The sequence below is a fragment of the Anaerocolumna sp. MB42-C2 genome, assembly GCF_030913705.1.
Classification (GTDB): Bacteria; Bacillota; Clostridia; order Lachnospirales; family Lachnospiraceae; genus Anaerocolumna.
The window spans coordinates 4,480,679-4,502,286 of record NZ_CP133190.1; the positions used below are offsets into that span (position 1 = coordinate 4,480,679).

Here is a 21,608-nt window from a genome sequence, read left to right on the forward strand (position 1 = left end):
TGTGATTATCCCAAGCCGATTTACTTGGCTTGTTCCTGTTACCATGAGGACGGTAAGGTCCAATTAAGATTAAAAGTTTATCATTTCTCATGCTTTCCTTGACTTCCATTAGTAATAGGAATATAATAGTTGCGATTACAATTAATGCATATGCAACAATTGCACTAGCAACTATTAGGAGAACACAATATGAAAAATTTTTTAGCTTATGCCAGGGATTACAAAAAAGAATTGATACTGGCCATTATTTGTATTGAAGCAGAGACGGCGTTTGAGTTGATCATTCCGATGATTATGGCGGATATCATTGATGTGGGTATTGCTAATCAGGATAGATCCTATATTCTGTTAAAAGGTTTTCAAATGGCAGTCTGTGCGGTTATTTCATTGTTCTTAGGAAACTTATATGCCAGATTTACCGCGGTCTGCGGGAATGGAATAGGAGCTTCCATCCGGGCTGCCGAGTTTCAAAAGATGCAGACCTATTCTTTTTCCAATACGGATAAATTCAGCGCCCCATCTCTTGTTACCAGACTTACCAGCGATGTTACTACCATTCAGAATTCCATTACAAACGGTATGAGACCGGGATTTCGTTCACCGGTGATGCTGCTGATTGCTATTTTTTTGTCATTTCGTATTAATGCGGTACTTGCGGTGGTTTTTCTAATAGCAGCACCGATTCTTGGTATTGTATTGTTCTTTATTGTTAAAAATGTCCGTCCCTTATATATAAAAATGCAGAGTGCGGTTGACTATGTAAACCGAATTATTCAGGAGAATCTGGCGGCAATCCGAGTGGTTAAGGCCTATGTCAGAGAAGACTATGAAATAACCAAATTTGAAGAAGTGAACCAGAACCTGAAAAATAATTCAGAAAAGGCATTTTCTCTTGCAGTACTTAACATGCCTGCATTTCAATTCGTTATGTACGGTACGATTTTAAGTATTCTTATATTCGGAGGGCATCTTGTGGTAATCGGTGATATGAAAGTCGGGAGTCTTACCAGTTTCCTAAGTTATGTTCTGCAGGTGTTAAATTCCCTTATGATGTTTTCTAACGTATTCCTGTTATTCACACGTTCCCTGACCTCCTGGAAGCGAATCACGGAAGTTCTTAAGGAAGAGCCGGACATAACGGATGACAGGGCCATAGCAGATAACAGGGCAATCACGGATGATAGAGCTATTTATAGTGAACCGGCAAAAACACTTGCATTAAAGAGTGGCAGTATCTCCTTTGAAAATGTATATTTTAAATACAAGGAAACTGCCAGTGAGTATGTATTATCTGATATTTCCTTTACGATTAAATCCGGGCAGACCATTGGTATTATCGGACCTACCGGTTCTGCCAAGAGTACTCTGGTACAGCTGATTCCGAGGCTTTACGAGGCAAGCTCTGGTAATATTTTTATTGATGGACACCCCATCTATGAATTCACCCAAAAGCATTTAAGAGATTCCATTGCAATGGTGCTCCAAAAGAACACCCTTTTCTCCGGCACGGTAAGGGAAAATCTCCTATGGGGCAAGGAAGATGCTACGATGGAAGAAATAGAGCGTGCCTGTCGGATTGCCTGTGTCGATGAGTTCATAAACCGCTTGGATAATGGGTATGATACAGAACTGGGACAGGGAGGAGTTAACGTATCCGGCGGACAGAAACAGCGCCTGTGTATTGCCAGAGCTATCTTAAAAGCACCCAAGGTATTAATTCTGGATGACTCCACCAGTGCGGTGGATACGGCAACGGAAGCAAAGATTAAAGAAGGTCTTTTAAAGGAACTGCCGGGTATGACAAAAATCATAGTTGCCCAGAGGATTACCTCCATTATGGATGCAGACCAGATTCTTATACTGGAGGATGGTAAAATAAATGCCATCGGTACTCATAAAATCCTGCTGAACAATAACGAAATCTATCAGGATATCTATTATTCAGGACAGCAAGGAGGTAATTTATAATGGCAGGAACGATAACCCGGGCAAAACCGAAAAATGCAAAAAAAACTCTGTTTCAATTACTCCGTTATTTGGGACATCATAAAATCTCTTTATTACTTATTTCCATATTTGTATGTATTAGTGCAGCTTCCGGTATTTTTGGCACTTATCTTCTAAAAGCGGTAATAAATGACTACATAATTCCGGGTGATATGCCTGGATTGATTAAAATGATATTTATTATGGGGATCATTTATGCTGCAGGGGTTTTAGCATGTTTTTTATATAATAAAATCATGGTTCATACTTCCCAGCAGGTAGTAGCAGAGATCAGAAGTGATTTGTTCGAACATACGGAAAAGCTTCCGTTAAATTATTTTGATACCCATACTCATGGTGAATTGATGAGTCATTTCACCAATGATGTGGATACCATATCGGAAGCCCTGAATAATAGTTTTACACTGGTAATACAAAGCTTTATAACCTCTGTCGGAACAGTTATTATGCTGGTTATATTAAGCTGGCAGTTATCCATTATCGTAATAATATTCCTGGCAATTATGCTTTTATATATCCGCCATAACGGAAAAATGAGTAAAAAGTATTTTTCTGCCCAGCAAAAGAATCTGGGAGCCATCAACGGTTACGTTGAGGAGATGGTTGCAGGACAGAAGGTTGAGAAAATCTTTAACCATGAAGCACAGGACTTTAAGAAATTCAGTGAATTGAATGAAAAATTAAGGGAAGCCTCCACCAAAGCTTTTACTTATACAGGAAAAACCGTTCCCACCATTGTAGCCTTATCCTATATTAATTATGCACTTTCTGCCTGTGTCGGAGGATTATTTGCCCTGGCAGGATTGACGGATATCGGTTCATTGGCGTCTTATCTGGTTTATGTCAGACAAAGCGCTATGCCCATGAATCAGTTTACGATACAAATTAATTTCCTGATGGTGGCTTTGGCCAGTGCGGAGAAGATATTTACTATGATGGAGGAGGAGCATGAAATTGATGAAGGTAAAATCACTTTAAAAAAAGTCAGGAAAGAAGCTGACGGCACCCTTTCTGATAGTGATATTTATACCGGAGATTTTGCCTGGAAAGTTCCAAAGGAAGATAACGGTTTTACCTATGTGCCGTTAAGAGGAGATGTACGTTTTTTTGATGTTGTATTTGGTTACTCGAATGAACATGTTATTTTAAACGGTATTAATCTGTTTGCAAAACCCGGTCAGAAGATTGCATTTGTAGGTTCTACCGGTGCAGGAAAAACAACTATTATCAATCTGATTAACCGTTTTTATGAAATAACAGAGGGTCAGATTACTTACGACGGAATTGATATCAGAGATATCAAAAAAGCGGATTTAAGGCGCTCCATTTCGCTTATCATACAGGATACGCATCTATTTACCGGAACCATAGCCGATAATATCCGTTACGGAAGACTTCAGGCAAGTGACGAAGATATTGTGAAAGCTGCCAAACTGGCTAATGCCCACTCCTTTATAAAAAGGCTGCCAAATGGTTATGATACAATTTTAGAAAGTGACGGGGCTAATTTATCTCAGGGTCAGAGACAACTTTTAGCCATTGCAAGGGCAGCTATTTCTGAACCACCCGTATTAGTCATGGATGAAGCCACAAGCTCTATTGATACCAGGACAGAGAAATTAATTGAAAAGGGTCTGGATACATTAATGGAAAATCGTACGGTATTTGTCATTGCCCACAGACTGTCCACTGTCCGAGGCTCCAAAGCGATTCTGGTATTAGAACAGGGAAAGGTAATAGAGCGGGGTGATCACGAAGAACTGTTGACACAAAAGGGTCTATATTATAAACTTTACACAGGTCAATTTGAATTGGATTAAGCAGGTTAATAGAGTACCTGATAAGGAAAGGAGTAAACAAGATGATTGGTAATATAAGGGAACTTTTTATCCGTGCAGAAAGAGCAAGAAAACAACTGCTTTCACCAGTATTGTCAGCGAATGGGCTGACACCCGGACAGGGACAGGCTGGAATCTTAAATACTCTTTTAAAAGAGGACCGCTTAAACCAGAAAGAGCTATCCTGCCGCTGTCATATGGATACCACCACGATGTCGCGGAATATCGATAATCTGGAAAAGATGGGACTGTTAAAGCGGGAGATGAATCCGGAGAGCCGACGGTCCGTAATTATCTGCCTGACCGAAAAAGGCAGGGAAAAAGCTTTGAATATCCGTGAAATGTTTACTGATTTTGAAAATATCTTACAAAAGGACATTTCAGAAGAAGATATGGAAAGATTCCGGTCTGTACTGATTAAAATATGTGAGAACCTTGAAGAGAAACTTCCGCAGGAGAACCAGCTTTAGGCTGGTTCTCCTGTTTTAAATACAAACAGCCGTTATATACTCGGTTATGTAGCGGCTGTTTGATTACTGTCACAGGCAACAACGCGACGTGTTTTTTGTGAATGTAGCGAAGCGAAAGTCACAGAAAACCGGAGAATTGCAGCGTAGGAACGCTGCCTCCTCGTTTTGTGTGCATCGCGAAGCGTGTTATTGTTCACGAATTAAAGAATTAAATTTAAGGAAGTAGATTTATGGATAATAATGTATTATAATAACGGTAAGGAAATATTTAGAAAAAACGAATCATAATGCAAAGTTTTGCGCAGAGAGGAGTTTATGATGTGTACAAGAAGAAAGCTTGCAGAAATTGCAAGGGTTGCAGCACAAAAACCTTTTTATGGTATTATACAGAATAAAGAACCAAATATACAACCAATTGTAGCATTGTTTCCAAAATGGAATATTAAACAAGCGGATAAGAATTGGTGTGCAGCTTTTGTTTATTATTGTTGTACAGAAGCCGGCTTTTCAATACCATATAGTCCCGATGAGTGCATATCATGCAGTCTGGCTGGATGCGGCGGTTGGGAAGATTTTGCTCTAAATGATAAACGAATAGACTATTACCATGGTAATGATGATGCTTTTATTCCTGAAGCAGGAGATATTGTAATATATGATCGAGTTTTTATTAATGCTGAACATGATCATATTGGTATTGTCCTGGAGAACCATCCTGATTCCATTGTTGTCGCCGAAGGCAATACGTTCAATGATAATATTTCACGGGTAATGAGCAGGAATAAAGATGAACATATACGTGCATATATACGAATACCAAATAATTTTAATTATTATGAAACATAAGTCTAAAAGATAGGGTCATTGATAAAAAGGATATAAGGATGTATTTGAGGCGGAATGGGGGGAAATATGAATAAGAAGTCAAAAATAATCATTCTCAGGGGTAATTCGGGAAGCGGTAAATCAACGGCTGCAAAATTACTGCAGAATAGATTTGGATATGGTACTTTACTTATTTCACAAGATATGATCAGAAGAGAAATATTATGGGTAAAAGATGGAATTGGGACCAAAGCAATTTCTTTGCTAATAGAGATGGTTAAGTATGGAAGGGAAAATTGTGATGTTGTTATCCTGGAAGGAATTTTAAATGCGGACTGGTATCGAGAATTATTTGAACAAATCAAAGTAAAATTTGATCCTTGGATATATGCTTATTATTACGAAATACCTTTTGAAGAAACTTTGATACGACACCGGACTAAGCCCAATTGTAATGATTTTGGAGAAGAAGAGATGAAACGCTGGTGGAAGGAAAAGGATTATATCGGCATAATCCCCGAAAAAATAATAACTGCAGATTACAGTATGGATAAGACAGTGGATATGATTTTTCAAGATATAAAAAATGAGAAGTGAAGATATAAAGATTTCAGCAGTTGTTTGAGGTTAAGGAAGGATTGAAAATAATGAAAAAAGAATATTTTATGAAAACAGAGCGCATTGGCTTTTCACACTGGACAGAGACTGATTTGGAATTAGCAAGTTGTTTGTGGGGAGAGAAAGATGTTACAAGGTATATTTGTGAAACCAGCGAATTTACGAAGCAAAATATTATAGACAGGTTAAATACAAGAAGTTAAGTTAAATGCAGTTAAACTTTATGCGGGTCATCATCCGGATAACAATAACTTAAAAAAATTGTTAACACGATTGGGATTTCAATACATAGGTGATAACTTCTATGAACCTACAGGATTATATCATCCATCCTATGAATTGAATTACTAAGATTTATGAGTAAAATAGAAGTAATGAGGCTCCTGTTATATTCATTGAACGGATGAGAGGAAAGAATATGAAAATAATACAGAATACTACAAAGAATATTAATGTAGAAATTGAAAAAATCAGTAACCGTCCCTTTTACTTTATGAATTATTCCGGAAACTATTGTTATGATGAATATTTGTTAAAGGGTGCCTCTAACTTGGAAGAATTTTCTACCTTTATTAGTGAAAATCTTATTGGTAATAGTGAGAAGCTGATTTAACATTTACACAAAAGTGATGGAGGTATAAGAGTTGCATAAGGATTCAAAATGGGCAAAAGATATTATTGCATTACAAGAGGACGACGGAAAATGGGGATGGTTTCACTCTCTTTCACAATTTTACCAGTCACCCATAACAACGGAGCAGGCTCTAAGGCGTCTGTTATACTTAGGTTTTACCATAGAAGACGATTGCATAAAAAAGGCGGTATCCTATATGAATGACTGCCTAATCGGCAACAATAATATACCGGACAGACGGGAGAAACTTCATGATTGGGATATATTCACAAGTCTTATTCTTAGTACTTGGATAAGAATTTTTACAAAAGACAATCTTAAGGCTAATGCTGTGGCTCAAAAATGGTCTCATATTATATCGTCAGCATTTGAAAATGGGGAATATAGCCAGGAAACCTATGTAAAAACCTATCATGAGGTCCTGGGTTTAAAACCAAATGGTGGGAGATTAATTGATTTTGTTAATTTCTATCCTGTTTCAATATTGGCTGATTGCTTAAATCAAAAGATAGAAGAAGTTTTTCTTGAATTTATTTTAAACAAAGAAACAGGAATCTACTATATCAATGATCACAGAATCTATACGGTTCCGCCTGTTTTTAAAAGTAAAAATACCAGCCGTTATCTTGCTGCCATAGAATTACTATTAAGATATAAGACAGGCAAAAAGAAACTTCAATTTGTTGTGGACTGGCTTGAAAGTAACAGAAATCAATTCGGCAAATGGGACATGGGCAGCAGTGTAAATGATAAAGTGTATTTTCCGCTTTCAGATAACTGGCGGAAAAAAGATGCCAGAGAGGCTGACTGTACAGAACGGATTACCAATATAATTAACGTTTTATCGCCTTAAGGAAATGAAATTAATAAAGATTCCATTAGGTTTTTGAGCCACTATTATAATTTGAAAGACATATTAATTTTATAACAATTATATTACAGTGATTTACCAACTACTTATTATTTAAATAGGAGTATATGCATGAAAAAAGTTATTGTAGTTCCATATGATAAAGCGTGGAAAACTGAATTTGATAAAATCAAAGAAGAATTATTGAACGTACTTAACAGTCATATGATATCAATTGAGCATGTTGGAAGCACTTCAGTCGAGGGACTTGCTGCAAAACCTATAATAGACATTGATATAATTATAAAAGATTATAATTCCTTTGAATCAATTAAATCAAAACTTGCCAGTATAGATTATTTTTATGAGGGAGATTTGGGTATAAAAGATAGACAAGTATTTAAATATGAGGAAAAACCTAACTTAATGAGACACCATTTATATGTTTGTCCTGAGTACTCCGAGGAATTAAAGAGGCATATTGCCTTTAGAGATTATTTGAGAATGAATCAAAAAGATCGGGATTGGTATGGAGAAGTTAAGCTACTTGCCGCAAAGTATTATGCGGAAGATATAGATGGTTATATGAAAGCTAAAAAACCGTGTGGTGCTGAAATACTTCGAAGATGTGGCTTATAAGTAAGCGAAGAGGGTCAATGTGATTTTATTTCACAATTTTATAAATAGTGAACAGAATGCGTATTTTCCATGATGTTTATAAAGCATTTATTATAAAGGTAATACGAAATACCTATTATTAAGATAAGGAAAAGGTACAGTTTAATGAAGTATAATATCGTACAATTTGATAGAACAATGCTACATTTATTACCACACCCGCAACAGCCGTTTGATATCATAGGGAGACTTGTACCTACATATGACGGAACAGATTGGAGAACAGCAGAACAATTACTTAGCCAAAAAAAAGAGACAACATATCCTGATGATTCTTTTGATCCAATAGAGTATATTGAGAATACGGAGCAATCGGCTTTTCTTGCAATGCTTAATACTGAATGTGTAGGCAGTATCAGAGTTTGCAAGCGATGGAATGGTAACGCTTTTATTGACGATCTTGCAATTGACCGTGCACATCGTGGACATGGTGTTGGAAGAATGTTGATGGATGCTGCAGTACAATGGGGGAAAGATAAAGGATTAAACGGAGTATCGCTTGAAACACAGGACTGGAATTTACTTGCTTGCCGCTTCTATCTTAAATATGGTTTTAAACTTGGCGGAATTGATACCAAGGTATATACTCATTCACTGTATAAAGGAAAAACAGCATTATATTTTTATCTGACTCTGGATAAGTAGGAGGTATACATGTCTCAGGGACAACGTATTTACTCATTTTATAATATTAATAAAAATATGGTATGTGAAATGTTCAAAACTTTTGATAATTCAATAGTTACTAAGGCTGTAACACCAATTCATAGTGGAATGAGTACAAGTAACTACTGTATTGCAGACGGGCAACGTGAATATCTCCTCAAAATTTACTCCGGTCATGACGGAAATATTGAACCGGTTATATATGAATATCTGCAGAAACATATTCGCATACCTGCACTTTATTATTACGACGATAGCAGAAAAATCTGTCCTTATCCATATGCAATAATGGAATATATACATGGAGTAACGCTTTCAGAACATATTAGACGAAATTGCTGCTACTCAACAGAAATAGTATATGAAATCGGACGGATGTTATCAATAATCCATAAGAAAAATTACCTTAAAAGTGGATTCCTTGATAGAGAATTATATGTGATCAAACCATGTAAAAGCACAGAGGAATTTATATTTTCTATGCTTGAGGGGAGACCCGGAGCGAGGCTTTCTGTCTCTGTCTGTGATAGCTTAAAGGTATATTTGAAGAAAAATCATGATATTCTTCACCGGATTGATTGTGAGTTTGTACTGTGCCATGGTGATATGGGATATGGTAATATCTTAATATCGGATGATAATGTATATTTCATTGATTTTGAATATGCCATGGCGGAAAGTCGATACAGAGATATTGGAAAATTTTTTCGAAATAAGGCACCGGATGTGCAGCAGTATATAAGTACAAATGTTTATAAAGCATTCACTGAAGGGTATAATGGACTTCCATCTGACTGGCTGCAACTTGCAAAGGTCGCAGACATTCCGGTTATGCTTGGACTGCTTAATGTTGATACTGCACCGCAAGAATGGGTTGATGACATGGAACATGATATTATGGAAGTAATCAAATAAAATTTAATTTTATCAAGTAGGTTTCCATTCCATTAAGTTTATTAAGTAATCATTTAAGCCATGCAATAAGGTATAAGATACGAGAGTTAACTGTTCAGAATATATTTTATGAAATAAAAGGCATTGATTTAGTATATCAAAAACAATAGAATTTATAGAAGCAAAGAAGGAGTCTAATAACAGTGAAAGAGATAATTTTTGTTACCAGCAATAAGGGTAAGATTGCTACTGCCCAAAACGATTTGATACATATAAAAGTATTACCATATGATGCAAAGTTAACGGAACCAAGAAGTGATAATATTAGAGAAATAGCAGAGCAAAAAGTCTATCAGGCATATGAGATGGTCAGAAAACCTTGTATATCACTGGATTCAGGTTTTTTTATTGAGGAATTGAATGGTTTTCCAAGAGCTTATGTGAATCATACGTTAGATACAATAGGAATAGAGGGTTTACTTAAACTAATGAACGGTGTAGAGAACCGTTACTGTGAATTTAGATCATGTTTAGCATATTTTGACGGAAGTATGATAAAATTCTTTGAAAGTAAATCACCCGGAAGACTTTCTATAAGTATAAAAGGCAGGGACAATGAAAATAAATGGTCCGATTTATGGTACCTATTTATTCCTGAAAAATTCGATAAGACATTAGCAGAGTTTGATCAAGATGATTTTGAAGCTTACGATAAAACAAAGGAAGACTCGTGTATTAAGAAATTCGGAGCATGGTATGAATTAAGGTAAATATATATTAGTCTGAAAGATTAAATTAAATTCTATTATCAAATTGTGAGGTAAAAAACATGAATTCAGTATATCAAAAAGCAAGAGAGTTTATATATCGTAACGCCAGGCCGTAAGATTTGAAGCATTGGAACAATTAAAGTTAACCAAAAGACAAAATGATATGCACATATTAGCCTGTTTCATTAGGCTCATGCAATACTTAGAAGAATCCGGTGAAAAGGATATCATTGATTTGACTGCATTAAAGGCTGAATTGCTGGAACAAGTGAAAGGCAGTATAACTCAAAACACGGCAGAATGGGATATATTATGAAAACCCAGCTTCCGGATGGTTCGTGGAATATTCCATGGGGATGGAACGATTATCTCAATGAATGGAGTATCAGCAAAAATTGGTGGAAATCCAATGTAATTATATTTCAAGCAATCAATTAACTTATATCTTTATGGTTGGATTCCATTCTTTTAATACATGGAAATGGAGTGAATGAATATGAATTATAATAGATCAGATAATGAAACTGTTGAAAAGTGGATTGGTACCAAGTGTCACTATCCGGAAGAAAAAGAATTATGCGATTTTTATGTTCAAATGAATCGTGACAACGGAAACAATCATTCAAGAGTAATATGGGAATGCTTACATAATGCACCTTATCTTGAAGAGTTTCATCTAGATAAATTCAAGATGTGGAAAGAAAATGGACAAGTTGTTTGTGCTGCCCGTCCAGCGAGTCCATGGTTAGGTGAGGCGGTGATTGACAACCGATGTAAAACGGAAGAAACCTTATATGATATCATCCGATATGTAGAAGATAATTTATCTATAAAACAGGAAAATAAAAATTATATATTTATAGTGGTTCTTAATCAAAAAGACGATTTAGACCAACTACTGCTAAAAGAAGGATACGAAAAGCTTTCTCTTACTACTGGAACTCTTCAATATAATCTTCAGAAAGAAATAAGTCAAGCCACACTTGAGGATGGATTTAGCATTCATCCACTTTCAGAAGTATTTGACTTTGATCAATTAAGCAAACTTATTTGGTTAGGATTTCATTATGAAGGTGATATTCCTAAAATCAACGACAATGTAAAACTATCTATTAAACATGCTTGGCTGAATTATAATAGGGACATCTGCAGTGTTGTACTAGATAAGAATGGAGATTATGCCTCTTTTTGTGGATTTTGGTATGATGAAACGACGCAGACAGCTTATCTGGAACCGATGGTAACACATGAGAAATATCGTAATTTTGGACTGGGGAAAGCTGCAGTTTATAATTCTTTAAAAATATTACAAAAGTACGGATGTAAGAAAGCATTTGTGGATCCAGATGAGGAACCATTTAATTATTATATAAAGATAGGATTTGAAAGATTTGAATATGCACAATACTATCAAAAGACGTTTTGAAGATTCATTAGGTAATTGTGAAACAATATAGTTATTTAAAGATTCCAAGCAACTCATACGAAATTTATAGCTTCAGTTGCCTTTAGGGGCAAAATTCAGCTCTAAAAGTGTATGAATTGCATGACATATAAATAAAATTTTAGTTTCGCAATTGTCTATAAATATCATAAAGAGAAGGAGATTTTGTGATGATTCCAACAAGAGAAGCAGCAGAATCCGAATTGCAGCTGGCAAGTGAGTTAAACCCGGGACCATGGATTGATCATAGTAAAAATGTTGCAAGAGCGGCAGAAGTAATAGCAAGATATAGTAAGCTGGATGAAGATAAAGCATATGTATTTGGTCTGCTTCATGATATTGGGAGAAGATATGGACCATCAGCCGTAAAACATACAATCGATGGATATCGGTATATGTTATCGAAAAACTGGGATGAGGTTGCAGTTATCTGTTTGACACATTCCTATCCTACAAAAAACATATACCAGGATATCGGTAAGATGGATATTACTCTGCCCGATCAGGAAGAAATGGATCAATTTATTACTAATTGCATCTATAATGATTACGATAAGCTTATTATTCTGTGTGACGCTCTCGCATTACCGGATAGATTATGTATCCTGGAACAAAGATTTGTAGATACAACCATACGATATGGCGTTCATCCATTTACGGTATCACGATGGACAGCTACCTATGAACTTAAGAAATATTTTGAATCTCAAATAGGTTGTTCTTTATATGAAATTTTACCGGAGATTAGAGAGTCATTGAAATAGAAGCATAATATTTATATTCTATCGTTAGAATAATATATTAAAGTAATAGGTGATTGCGAAACAATAAAGGCAAGATTCAGCTCTAAAATTGTATGAATTGCATGTCATAGAAATACAAGTTTTGAGTTTCGCAAATGCCTAATTGAAGTAAAAATTAGGAGAATACTAATGATTTATTTAAGCAGTTTTACATTCCCCAGTGCCGATATGGAATTTGATTTTATTTTGAGTATTAAGAGAACCTGTTATGACTCGTATTATCCATTTAAGATACTTTCCAATCATAATCTGGACAGGCTCGACTTTCAACCGATTACAATATTATATGGAGGAAACGGTTCTGGTAAATCTACGGCACTTAATGTAATTTCGGAAAAGACAGGCATCCGTCGGGATTCTATCTATAATAAATCAAATTTTTTTCCTGACTATGTCAAACTGTGTTATATGAACGTGGAAGAAGACATTCCGGAAGACAGTAGAATTATTACAAGCGATGACGTATTTGACTATATGCTTAATATCCGCAATTTAAATGAGGGAATCGATTTAAAAAGGGATGAATTATTTGAGGAATATCTGGATGTAAAATACTCTCAATTTCAAATGAAATCCATGGCAGATTATGAGCAATTAAAGAAAGTTAATAAGTCCAGGCGTAAAACACAGTCACGTTATATCAGAAGTGAATTAATAGACAATGTACGTGAATATTCCAACGGAGAAAGTGCGTTTCTGTATTTCACAGAAAAAATCGGTGAAAATGGTCTTTACTTATTGGATGAGCCTGAAAATAGCCTTTCTCCTAAGCGTCAAATGGAATTAATGAGCTTTCTTGAGGAGTCGGCAAGGTTTTTTGGATGCCAGTTTATCATATCTACGCATTCACCGTTTCTGCTTGCCATGTCTGGAGCAAGGATATATAACCTTGATGAAAATCCGGTAACGGTTCGCCGTTGGACGGAATTGGAAAATGTCAGGAACTATTATGATTTTTTTAAAGATCATGAAAATGAATTTCTATAATATTGGTCATAAATAAGCGGGGGAATACTATGAATCTGGAAATTGCAGCGCAGTGTATTAACATACTTGGAGCATTTTGCGGCCGACGGGATATTCCGTTACTGACATCCTTTGAATTGAAGAAAAGATATGGATTTGAACAAGCGGACATTATGGTGCTTTTTGGCGGAAGTATTCCATGCGGAGGTGATGTTCTGGCAAATGCAATGCAGAATAAAATTGCCAAAAAGTACATTATTGTGGGAGGAGCCGGTCACACCACGGATACTTTGCGTATGAAGATGCATGAACAATGTCCGGAAGTAGCAGTTGCCGGTTTACCGGAAGCTAAGATATTTGCCAATTATTTAAAATATAAATATGACCTTGAGCCCGATTATTTGGAGTGTAATTCAACCAACTGTGGGAATAACATTACTTACTTGCTTGAATTGCTTAAAGAGTTTCATATCGTTTATGAATCTGTCATTTTATGCCAGGATGCAACTATGCAGCTGCGTATGACTGCCGGATTTCAAAAATATATACCGGATGTTACTGTTATTAATTATGCAGCATACTGTGCTAATGTATTAGTACGGGGCGATAGGCTGTCATTCGAAGCTGTGCCTTGGGGAATGTGGGATATGGAACATTATATTGCTCTGTTAGCGGGGGAAATCGCGAGATTATCGGATGACTTATATGGCTACGGGCCAAAAGGAAAGAATTATATTGCCCATGTAGATATTCCATTGGAAGTTCGTCATGCTTTCGAGATACTAAAAGAAACAAATGGGGATATAGTTCGAACAGCGAATCCCATATACGCTTCAAGTCAGGATGTTATCAGGTAAGGTATCCATCAATAAATTGAGCAATTTCGCAAGTAAACTTGCGAAATGTATGGGGGTGTAGGATGAAAATCGGGTGTAATTTATCAAATGAGTTAATGGAATTGATTGATGAAGATAAGGTGACCGTAGATTATGTGAAAATTGCTTTATCAAAATCGGATGATGAAATACCGGTAAAGTACAAAGACTACGGAAAGTTATTGCTGCATGGAGTGGGAACAGATATACCGCAGCACACTGGCGCCGCTGAATTAAGTAACGTTAATTGGAACCAAGTCAAAGGTAGCGTGGAATTTTGTAATAGTAAATTTATTGGACTCCATTGTGCGACATATCGATCTGACTGGGATGAGCAAGAGATAACTTATGAAATGGTGAAAGAACGTATGGGAAGTACTCTTCAGTTATGGAAAGAAAATCTTGATATAGAACTATTAATCGAAAATGTACCCTATACTCCATATTACGAAACGAATAGTCCCGGAATTATTAGATATTCAGTGTATCCTGAATTAATAAAACAATTGTGTTCGGAATATGAAATAGGATTGTTGCTTGACATAGCACATGCGAAAGTAACAGCAAGCGGATTAGGTTTGTCAGTGGAAGATTATATGTCAGCACTGCCATTGGAACGAGTTAAAGAAATCCATGTGGTCGGAACGAGAGATACTAAAGATGGTTTGAGGGATCATCATTTAGAAATGAATGAAGATGATTATAAGAATTTAGAGTTTATTTTAAAAATAACGAATCCGGAACTAGTTACTTTGGAATACGGAGGATTTGGAGAACATTTTTTATGGCGAAGCGATAAGAAAGCGATAGAAAGACAGTTAAAAAAGATAGTTCAGATTGTTAATAATAAAAGATAGTTCGAAATAGTTCTGGTTTGCACATAGAATCATTCGATAATCCTAAGTGTTTATTAATTATTTTTAACCTATTAAAGCACAGGATGTATAACTGAATATAAGAATCTTAGTATATATATAAGAATCTGAATAAAAGGAGGAAAAGTATGAAGTTACATACCAAAAGACTGTTATTAGTACCATTAGGATCGCAATACCTGGAATCTACTCATAAATATTCAAGCGATTTAGAAAACACAAAATATATGGTGCATTTGCCCAATACCGTGGTCAGCGAAACCAAAGAATTCTTAGATAGGGTACAGGCAGAGTGGCAGAAGGCAACCCCGGAGTTTTATGAATTTGCAATTCTTCTGAATAATAGTCATATCGGTGCAGTTAGTATCTATATCAATGAGGATAATTTAGAGGCTGAACTTGGCTGGATTATAAGCCGGGAACACTGGGGATATGGATATGCAGCAGAAGCAGCAAGAGAAATAATTAGCTTTGCAATACAAGAATTGAAAGTTAGTCGATTCATAGCACATTGCGATAGTGAGAATGTTAATTCCTATCGAGTAATGCAAAAATTAGGGATGTCATTAGTAAATAAAACAAAAGGCCGTAAAAATAAATGTTCTGATGAAGATAGAGAAGAACTGCTGTATTTGCTTGAAATTAAATAACAACAACGTATAAAAAACCAATCATCAAATTATGAAATCATATTAGGAGTTTATCCATGAATTATGTAGAAGAATTGAGGCAGCTTGTAGGGCACCGTCCTCTTATATTAGTAGGTTCGGTTGTTATCCTTCTGAATAATAATAACGAAATATTACTTCAAAAGCGCAAGACATCCTCTTATGGAATGTGGGGGCTGCCTGGCGGACTAATGGAACTGGGGGAATCTGCCGAAGATACTGCCCGCAGGGAAGTCTATGAAGAAACGGGTTTAAACATAGGTAAGCTTAATTTAATGGATGTATTCTCAGGCCCGGAGCATTTTTTGATAGTTCCCAATGGAGATGAATTTTATTCGGTCACAATAGCTTATTATACCCATGATTTTAAAGGACAGATACGAATAGATGAAGTTGAATCACTTGAACTTAGATTTATATCCCTTGATAGGTTGCCGGATAATACAGTTAAAAGTCATAAGAATATAATTGATCGATTCATAGAAGAAATAAAATACTTGTGGAGGTAATGAAGTTATGTTACTTGAAGAATTTGATTCCAATAGAAATGCTGTCATTAATGCATTTGATTTAATAGAGCCGATTCAAAATTTCCCCCAAATTGCAGTTTCCTGTTTTTCACGGATTACATTTGATAGGTTACTTAAAGAACTGAACGGGGTTCCAATTGCTACGACAGGAGTGGCAAATATGGAGATTCCCATTTATAGAGTTAGCTATAATGGAATCGAGATTGCCTTGTTTATATCTTATGTGGGAGCTGCCGGCTGTGTAGCTGTTTTAGAAGATTTATTTGCTATGGGTGTTGAAAAGATAGTGCTTTTTGGTACTTGCGGGGTACTTGATGCCGATATAAAAGACTGTTCCATAATTATACCAAATGTAGCGGTGAGAGATGAGGGAACCAGTTTTCATTATGCCACAGCCTCGGATGAGATCAATGTTAATGTGAAGTATCAGGAGGAATTTATTGAAATTCTAAAAAGTCATAAATGTTCCTACACCGTTGGAAAGGTATGGACAACAGATGGTATTTACAGAGAAACCCGTGAGAAAGTAAATAAACGAAAAAAAGACGGCTGTATTTGTGTAGATATGGAATGTTCGGCAGTTGCAGCTTTGGCAGATTTTAGAGGAAAAGAGATATTTCACTTCTTTTATGCGGCAGACAATCTGGATAATGATAACTGGGATATACGAAGTCTGGCTAATTCATCAAATGTATTAGAAAAGGATAGAATTGCATTATTGGCTATGGAGCTGGCCGCAAAAATACTATAGGTCATAAGTCATATTCTGCTGAGTGAATACATAAACGAAAAAATATGGGATGGATTTACAAATAAATAGAAGGGTTTTGTGATGAAAACATTAATTTTAAACGGTTCACCTAGAAAAAATGGTGATACTGTAAGTTTAATTAATAAAGTTCTTGATAAGTTAGATGGCGAATATAAAATTGTTAATGCATATGACAGCGGAATAAGTCCATGTATTGATTGCAGATATTGCTGGAGTAATACAGGGTGCCGTAAGTTAGATGGTATGCAGGAAGTTTATAATTACATTCAAGTGTGTGATAATATATTAATAGCATCGCCTATTTATTTTTCTGAATTAACAGGTGCATTATTAAATATCGGAAGTCGTTTGCAAACTTATTTTTGTGCTAAGTACTTTAGAAAGGAGGAGCTACATATTAAACCCAAAAGAGGTGCTGTGATTGTAGTTGGTGGAGGAGATGGTGCTATAGATAAGCCATATGATACAGCTTGTTGTCTATTACACCATATGAATGCTTACGATATTACTCAGGTTACATATAGTTTTAGTACAAATAGTAAACCTGCCATTGAAGATGAAATTGCATTAGCCGGGGTAAACAATATTATTAGGTTTTTTAATGGAGGTTAGTAATTTTGTCATTTGTATTATTAATAAATTTGGGTTATTAAAGCATTTTACCAGTAATGTTACTATGCGTTGCTTGCGGCAATGGCTAAATATTGTGGCGGAGCAATTATCAAGAATCAACGAACAGCTGGCTATTAAAAATCGTCGAGGGCATCGTATTTGGAAAACATTAGCTATTATTATTGGCGTTATAATAGCTGTGAATATTATGTTATCTATAATTGGTTTTGTATCTAATAATAGCATGAAAGAGAAGAAACAAACGACGGTGACGGCTACAACTAAAGATTATTGAACAGGAACAGAAGTAAAGATAATAAGAAAATAAATTATGATAAATAGTAAGGAGTATAAATTTATGAAGACAAAACGTTTTGTGTTACTAATTAGCGCGGCTTTATTAATTGCAATTAATTTATTAATCACTGTTACTTCATGCGCTGCCAGTGAGAGAGTTACCAAAGAAAAGCCAACAAACAGAGAAATTATATTAAAAAATGATAATACAAATGAAAAGCGTAACCAACTTCTGAAAGAGGATATAATGTTTTTCAAAAAAGAGCTTCCGAAACATCACAAGAATCTGTTTCGTATTATTTCCAAGGAAGAATTTAATGAGAAGACTGACCAATTAATAGCTAATATAGAGAAGTTAAACAATAAACAGTTATTTGTTGAGCTCAATAAGATTATAGCTTTGATTGGGGATGCGCATACTACGGTTAATTACTGGGACGGATATCATTACCCACTGCAATTCAAGATATTTGGCGGAAATGTCTATGTAGTAAATGCGGATACCGGCCTTAAAGAGATGATGTTCTCAAAAATATTAAAAATTGATGGGGTAGATATTGATATAGTGCTTAAGCAACTTAAATCACTTATATCCCATGAAAATGAAAGCTGGGTATTAGCAATGCTCCCAAGTTACCTGGAGTCACCGGTTTATATGTATGGCCTTGGCATTATAAAAAATGAAAAGGAAGCCGTATTTACGGTACAAAAAGATAACGCAGTACAGGATTTTACCGTTTCAGCACTGGAATACGGTAAAAATGCCAATTTCGTCAACAGTAAGACGGAGGATGTTGTGATTGGAAAATATGATAAATACTATGATTATAAATATTTACCCGATCATAAAGCCCTTTATTTTGAATATAATGTTTGTGCTGACATGGAAAACCGGAAATTTGCCGATTTTAATAAAGAAATGTTTGGTGTTATAGAGAAAAACCATATCAATAAGATTATTATTGACTTAAGAAACAATACCGGAGGAAATTCGGAAATACTTAACCCTTTTACGAAATCTTTAAAGAATTATGTTCAAAAAAACGATAATGTCAAGGTTTACACATTAATAGGACGAAACACGTTTTCATCAGGTATGTTTGCAATATATAGAGTAAAAGAAGCGGCTCCGGAAGCTATATCTGTGGGAGAGCCTACAGGCGGCGCACTGGACTGTTACGGAGAAGTTAAGACGATGAATCTTCCTAATTCGCAGATTCCGGTCAGTTATAGTACCAAATATTTTGAATTCAGTAAGAGCTTCAGTTATAAGAATGACGGAGTTAAAACATTTCTTCCCGATATATCCATTCAGCCTACAATAGATGATTGTAAGAGCGGAAAAGATGTTGTACTTGATTATGTATTATCAGAGTAAATACATTAAGATAAGATTTTGTTGCTGAATTTACCTTTTCTGCATATAAATTTGAATTAATACCTTAGAAAACAGAACCAGAAAAATAACGACAGTTATAGTTATTTTCTTGGGTCTGTTTTTTATAGTATATAATCCATTGTGCAGTTTTTCATAAATGTCGATTCCCATTGATAATGCTTTATACATATCTTACCTTAATTTACCATTTACAATTAATACAGTGTTAAAAAAATAACATATAAATGTTGAATATAGTAAAATAAATTAGATAGAACAACTATTTTGTCGAATTATGTTTACTAAGAATTTCCATATGATATAATATATATATGTGTTATTGAACTGAAATGGAGTTTAAATGAAAGGGAAAGAGAAAATTATGAAACTAAAAAATATGAAAATAGGTAACAAAGTTTTAATTGCAATTTTATTGGTTTTTTGTGTTGCAATGGTATCTCAGATTTTTACTTTAATTAATCAGCAGAAAATCTTTCAGAAAGCAGATAATATAGCTTCTGACGACATGGGTGATATTCTGACATTTAATCATGTTTATGAATATATGCTTGCTATTGATAGTATGGCTGCAAAATATTTTATAATTGATGATGCAGAGTCAAAAGAAACATTTGGTGGGTACATAGATTCCTGCAATACTTTTATTTCAGATACTTTAAAAGATTTAGAAGTGCAGTTTGCAAACACAAAATATACGGAAACAATCATTTCAATTGAACGGCAGTATTCGGAGTATTATACCTTAATTAAAAAAGGAATTGAGTTGTCTAATTCAGGAGATATAGATGGTTCTACTGGAATCTACACTAAGGAGATGCCTGCTCTTTCCAGCCCAATGTTTGATGATCTCAGGAATTTAAGTGATACTCTTCAAAAGGATGTGGATAATACCTTAAAGCAGCTTAATAAAAGCAGGGAATTCGCCAATCTGACAGAAATAATTATTTTTATCATTTTTATTGCAGTAACGGTATTGAGCTGGTTATTTATCCGTAGAATCTTAGTAAAACCTCTGGTAAAAGCGAAAAATTCACTGCATGAAATTACATATCATATTGAGCATGGAGAAGGAGATTTAACAAAACGAGTAATCTCACTTGGGAATGATGAAATAGGTTTATTAGCTCAAGGCATAAATAGTTTTATCGAAACGCTTCAGCATATAATATATAATATCAGTACAGTATCTGCTAATTTAAAACATAACTTTACTATTTTCGAATCCGGTATTATCGGAATTATTGATAATGTTTCCGATAATTCTGCCGCCATGCAGGAAATGTCAGCGGGTATGGAAGAGACGGCTGCTAATATTGAAGCGGTTAATAACGCTGCTTCTGAAATTGGAAGTATGTTGGAGGATATGACCAATAAGGTGAATTCCGGCCTCCAGCTTGCAGGTGAAATCAGCGTCCGTGCCGGTGAATTAAAACAGACATCTGTTACAGCACAGGATACAACACAAAACATATTAAATGAAATCAGCAGAAGTGTTGAGAGTACGATTGAAAAATCGCAGGAAGTAGAACAAATTAACATGTTAACAAATACAATTTTAGATATCACGTCCCAGACTAATTTATTGGCTTTGAATGCTTCAATTGAAGCTGCCAGAGCTGGTGAACAGGGAAAAGGGTTTGCAGTTGTTGCAGGTGAAATCGGTCATCTCGCTTCAAGGTCCAGAGAAACAGCAAATCAGATACAGGAGATCAGCAGTTCAGTAATCGAATCAGTAAGAGAATTGACCAAAGATTCTGGACGATTGCTTCAATTTGTTAATACCAATGTGCTAAATGATTATTCCATGATGGTGGAATCCGGAGAGAAATACGATAAGGATGCAAAAACCATTAAGCAACTACTCAGTGAATTCTATGAGACCACCGATAAGCTGGACCATACCGTAGACAATATTGTCAAATCTATTGATGGAGTTACAACTATTATTGAAGAAAGCTCAAATAATACGCAGATAGTTGCTGAAAACAGTGAGAAATTAAATAAAGATGCGGAAGCTTTTAAATCAGCTTTAAATGAAAGTGCAAACTCAGTAAATGATTTGAATAACGCAGTATCTAAATTTACGAAAATGTAGAATAAGATAAAATATTATTTTA

26 protein-coding genes are annotated in these 21,608 nt (G+C 35.2%); all 26 read left to right on the top strand.

Translation table 11 applies throughout. The features are described from left to right. Nucleotides 1-189 precede the first annotated feature (189 nt). The 26 genes from RBU59_RS19940 (at nucleotide 190) to RBU59_RS20065 (ending at nucleotide 21,586) form a co-directional block, all read left to right on the top strand. A complete protein-coding gene (locus tag RBU59_RS19940) occupies nucleotides 190-1,968 on the top strand; it encodes an ABC transporter ATP-binding protein (protein WP_308144231.1) in 1,779 nt (592 codons plus the stop codon). Further along, entirely contained in the window at nucleotides 1,968-3,827 is a 1,860-nt protein-coding gene (locus RBU59_RS19945) for an ABC transporter ATP-binding protein (protein ID WP_308144232.1), read from the top strand. The genes RBU59_RS19940 and RBU59_RS19945 overlap by 1 nt, the downstream gene beginning before the upstream one ends. A 41-nt stretch (nucleotides 3,828-3,868) precedes the next feature. Then, complete coding sequence (locus RBU59_RS19950) at nucleotides 3,869-4,315, top strand: MarR family winged helix-turn-helix transcriptional regulator (protein WP_308144233.1); 447 nt, start codon at nucleotides 3,869-3,871, stop codon at nucleotides 4,313-4,315. Nucleotides 4,316-4,630: 315 nt separating this feature from the next. Next, nucleotides 4,631-5,161 (top strand): CHAP domain-containing protein, encoded by a 531-nt coding sequence (locus tag RBU59_RS19955; RefSeq protein WP_308144234.1) that lies wholly within the window; start codon nucleotides 4,631-4,633, stop codon nucleotides 5,159-5,161. A 66-nt stretch (nucleotides 5,162-5,227) separates the two neighbouring features. Then, nucleotides 5,228-5,737, top strand: a complete 510-nt coding sequence (locus RBU59_RS19960) for a kinase (protein WP_308144235.1) — start codon at nucleotides 5,228-5,230, stop codon at nucleotides 5,735-5,737. A gap of 50 nt (nucleotides 5,738-5,787) precedes the next feature. Continuing rightward, entirely contained in the window at nucleotides 5,788-5,961 is a 174-nt protein-coding gene (locus RBU59_RS19965; RefSeq protein ID WP_308144236.1) for a hypothetical protein, read from the top strand. A 215-nt stretch (nucleotides 5,962-6,176) separates the two neighbouring features. After that, nucleotides 6,177-6,371 (top strand): hypothetical protein, encoded by a 195-nt coding sequence (locus RBU59_RS19970; protein WP_308144237.1) that lies wholly within the window; start codon nucleotides 6,177-6,179, stop codon nucleotides 6,369-6,371. Between the two features lie 31 nt (nucleotides 6,372-6,402). Next, the gene (locus RBU59_RS19975; protein ID WP_308144238.1) at nucleotides 6,403-7,245 is read left to right on the top strand and encodes a hypothetical protein; all 843 of its coding nucleotides are present in this window, start codon (nucleotides 6,403-6,405) and stop codon (nucleotides 7,243-7,245) included. 129 nt (nucleotides 7,246-7,374) lie between these two features. Next, a complete protein-coding gene (locus tag RBU59_RS19980) occupies nucleotides 7,375-7,881 on the top strand; it encodes a GrpB family protein (protein ID WP_330698371.1) in 507 nt (168 codons plus the stop codon). Nucleotides 7,882-8,025: 144 nt separating this feature from the next. After that, the gene (locus RBU59_RS19985; RefSeq protein WP_308144239.1) at nucleotides 8,026-8,565 is read left to right on the top strand and encodes a GNAT family N-acetyltransferase; all 540 of its coding nucleotides are present in this window, start codon (nucleotides 8,026-8,028) and stop codon (nucleotides 8,563-8,565) included. Between the two features lie 9 nt (nucleotides 8,566-8,574). Beyond that, nucleotides 8,575-9,501, top strand: coding sequence for an aminoglycoside phosphotransferase family protein (locus RBU59_RS19990; RefSeq protein WP_308144240.1), 927 nt, complete (start codon nucleotides 8,575-8,577; stop codon nucleotides 9,499-9,501). 182 nt (nucleotides 9,502-9,683) lie between these two features. Continuing rightward, nucleotides 9,684-10,250: a non-canonical purine NTP pyrophosphatase gene (locus RBU59_RS19995; protein ID WP_308144241.1), complete on the top strand. Its 567-nt coding sequence runs from the start codon at nucleotides 9,684-9,686 to the stop codon at nucleotides 10,248-10,250. A gap of 127 nt (nucleotides 10,251-10,377) precedes the next feature. Next, entirely contained in the window at nucleotides 10,378-10,566 is a 189-nt protein-coding gene (locus RBU59_RS20000) for a hypothetical protein (RefSeq protein WP_308144242.1), read from the top strand. Beyond that, on the top strand, nucleotides 10,563-10,688 hold the full coding sequence (locus RBU59_RS20005) for a hypothetical protein (protein ID WP_308144243.1): 126 nt from the start codon (nucleotides 10,563-10,565) through the stop codon (nucleotides 10,686-10,688). The genes RBU59_RS20000 and RBU59_RS20005 overlap by 4 nt, the downstream gene beginning before the upstream one ends. A gap of 58 nt (nucleotides 10,689-10,746) precedes the next feature. Beyond that, nucleotides 10,747-11,676 (top strand): GNAT family N-acetyltransferase, encoded by a 930-nt coding sequence (locus RBU59_RS20010; RefSeq protein ID WP_308144244.1) that lies wholly within the window; start codon nucleotides 10,747-10,749, stop codon nucleotides 11,674-11,676. Between the two features lie 188 nt (nucleotides 11,677-11,864). Continuing rightward, complete coding sequence (locus tag RBU59_RS20015; RefSeq protein WP_308144245.1) at nucleotides 11,865-12,458, top strand: HD domain-containing protein; 594 nt, start codon at nucleotides 11,865-11,867, stop codon at nucleotides 12,456-12,458. A gap of 168 nt (nucleotides 12,459-12,626) precedes the next feature. Further along, nucleotides 12,627-13,484, top strand: coding sequence for an AAA family ATPase (locus RBU59_RS20020; protein ID WP_308144246.1), 858 nt, complete (start codon nucleotides 12,627-12,629; stop codon nucleotides 13,482-13,484). A gap of 29 nt (nucleotides 13,485-13,513) precedes the next feature. Further along, nucleotides 13,514-14,320: a YdcF family protein gene (locus RBU59_RS20025; RefSeq protein ID WP_308144247.1), complete on the top strand. Its 807-nt coding sequence runs from the start codon at nucleotides 13,514-13,516 to the stop codon at nucleotides 14,318-14,320. A 62-nt stretch (nucleotides 14,321-14,382) separates the two neighbouring features. Further along, nucleotides 14,383-15,195 (top strand): multinuclear nonheme iron-dependent oxidase, encoded by an 813-nt coding sequence (locus RBU59_RS20030; RefSeq protein ID WP_308144248.1) that lies wholly within the window; start codon nucleotides 14,383-14,385, stop codon nucleotides 15,193-15,195. A gap of 146 nt (nucleotides 15,196-15,341) precedes the next feature. After that, complete coding sequence (locus RBU59_RS20035; protein ID WP_308144249.1) at nucleotides 15,342-15,863, top strand: GNAT family N-acetyltransferase; 522 nt, start codon at nucleotides 15,342-15,344, stop codon at nucleotides 15,861-15,863. A 56-nt stretch (nucleotides 15,864-15,919) separates the two neighbouring features. Continuing rightward, nucleotides 15,920-16,390, top strand: a complete 471-nt coding sequence (locus tag RBU59_RS20040) for an NUDIX hydrolase (protein ID WP_308144250.1) — start codon at nucleotides 15,920-15,922, stop codon at nucleotides 16,388-16,390. 7 nt (nucleotides 16,391-16,397) lie between these two features. Then, the gene (locus RBU59_RS20045) at nucleotides 16,398-17,162 is read left to right on the top strand and encodes a nucleoside phosphorylase (protein ID WP_308144251.1); all 765 of its coding nucleotides are present in this window, start codon (nucleotides 16,398-16,400) and stop codon (nucleotides 17,160-17,162) included. 81 nt (nucleotides 17,163-17,243) lie between these two features. After that, entirely contained in the window at nucleotides 17,244-17,795 is a 552-nt protein-coding gene (locus RBU59_RS20050; RefSeq protein ID WP_308144252.1) for a flavodoxin family protein, read from the top strand. Further along, nucleotides 17,785-18,090, top strand: coding sequence for a hypothetical protein (locus RBU59_RS20055; protein ID WP_308144253.1), 306 nt, complete (start codon nucleotides 17,785-17,787; stop codon nucleotides 18,088-18,090). The genes RBU59_RS20050 and RBU59_RS20055 overlap by 11 nt, the downstream gene beginning before the upstream one ends. Before the next feature lie 63 nt (nucleotides 18,091-18,153). Then, nucleotides 18,154-19,470 carry a hypothetical protein gene (locus RBU59_RS20060; RefSeq protein WP_308144254.1) on the top strand — a complete coding sequence of 439 codons (1,317 nt, stop codon included), beginning with the start codon at nucleotides 18,154-18,156 and terminating at the stop codon, nucleotides 19,468-19,470. Between the two features lie 382 nt (nucleotides 19,471-19,852). Further along, nucleotides 19,853-21,586, top strand: coding sequence for a methyl-accepting chemotaxis protein (locus tag RBU59_RS20065; RefSeq protein WP_308144255.1), 1,734 nt, complete (start codon nucleotides 19,853-19,855; stop codon nucleotides 21,584-21,586). Nucleotides 21,587-21,608: the final 22 nt, after the last annotated feature.

Excerpts from the sequence above, each read along its gene's own strand:
- RBU59_RS19965 (WP_308144236.1), top strand. The coding sequence starts at position 5,788 with ATGAAAAAAGAATATTTTATGAAAACAGAGCGCATTGGCTTTTCACAC.
- RBU59_RS19970 (WP_308144237.1), top strand. The coding sequence starts at position 6,177 with ATGAAAATAATACAGAATACTACAAAGAATATTAATGTAGAAATTGAA.
- RBU59_RS20065 (WP_308144255.1), top strand. The coding sequence starts at position 19,853 with ATGAAACTAAAAAATATGAAAATAGGTAACAAAGTTTTAATTGCAATT.
- RBU59_RS20025 (WP_308144247.1), top strand. The coding sequence starts at position 13,514 with ATGAATCTGGAAATTGCAGCGCAGTGTATTAACATACTTGGAGCATTT.
- RBU59_RS20010 (WP_308144244.1), top strand. The coding sequence starts at position 10,747 with ATGAATTATAATAGATCAGATAATGAAACTGTTGAAAAGTGGATTGGT.
- RBU59_RS20035 (WP_308144249.1), top strand. The coding sequence starts at position 15,342 with ATGAAGTTACATACCAAAAGACTGTTATTAGTACCATTAGGATCGCAA.
- RBU59_RS19950 (WP_308144233.1), top strand. The coding sequence starts at position 3,869 with ATGATTGGTAATATAAGGGAACTTTTTATCCGTGCAGAAAGAGCAAGA.
- RBU59_RS20045 (WP_308144251.1), top strand. The coding sequence starts at position 16,398 with ATGTTACTTGAAGAATTTGATTCCAATAGAAATGCTGTCATTAATGCA.
- RBU59_RS20050 (WP_308144252.1), top strand. The coding sequence starts at position 17,244 with ATGAAAACATTAATTTTAAACGGTTCACCTAGAAAAAATGGTGATACT.
- RBU59_RS20040 (WP_308144250.1), top strand. The coding sequence starts at position 15,920 with ATGAATTATGTAGAAGAATTGAGGCAGCTTGTAGGGCACCGTCCTCTT.
- RBU59_RS20005 (WP_308144243.1), top strand. The coding sequence starts at position 10,563 with ATGAAAACCCAGCTTCCGGATGGTTCGTGGAATATTCCATGGGGATGG.
- RBU59_RS19960 (WP_308144235.1), top strand. The coding sequence starts at position 5,228 with ATGAATAAGAAGTCAAAAATAATCATTCTCAGGGGTAATTCGGGAAGC.
- RBU59_RS19955 (WP_308144234.1), top strand. The coding sequence starts at position 4,631 with ATGATGTGTACAAGAAGAAAGCTTGCAGAAATTGCAAGGGTTGCAGCA.
- RBU59_RS19980 (WP_330698371.1), top strand. The coding sequence starts at position 7,375 with ATGAAAAAAGTTATTGTAGTTCCATATGATAAAGCGTGGAAAACTGAA.
- RBU59_RS20055 (WP_308144253.1), top strand. The coding sequence starts at position 17,785 with ATGGAGGTTAGTAATTTTGTCATTTGTATTATTAATAAATTTGGGTTA.
- RBU59_RS19985 (WP_308144239.1), top strand. The coding sequence starts at position 8,026 with ATGAAGTATAATATCGTACAATTTGATAGAACAATGCTACATTTATTA.
- RBU59_RS20030 (WP_308144248.1), top strand. The coding sequence starts at position 14,383 with ATGAAAATCGGGTGTAATTTATCAAATGAGTTAATGGAATTGATTGAT.
- RBU59_RS19990 (WP_308144240.1), top strand. The coding sequence starts at position 8,575 with ATGTCTCAGGGACAACGTATTTACTCATTTTATAATATTAATAAAAAT.
- RBU59_RS20060 (WP_308144254.1), top strand. The coding sequence starts at position 18,154 with ATGAAGACAAAACGTTTTGTGTTACTAATTAGCGCGGCTTTATTAATT.
- RBU59_RS20015 (WP_308144245.1), top strand. The coding sequence starts at position 11,865 with ATGATTCCAACAAGAGAAGCAGCAGAATCCGAATTGCAGCTGGCAAGT.
- RBU59_RS19945 (WP_308144232.1), top strand. The coding sequence starts at position 1,968 with ATGGCAGGAACGATAACCCGGGCAAAACCGAAAAATGCAAAAAAAACT.
- RBU59_RS20020 (WP_308144246.1), top strand. The coding sequence starts at position 12,627 with ATGATTTATTTAAGCAGTTTTACATTCCCCAGTGCCGATATGGAATTT.
- RBU59_RS19940 (WP_308144231.1), top strand. The coding sequence starts at position 190 with ATGAAAAATTTTTTAGCTTATGCCAGGGATTACAAAAAAGAATTGATA.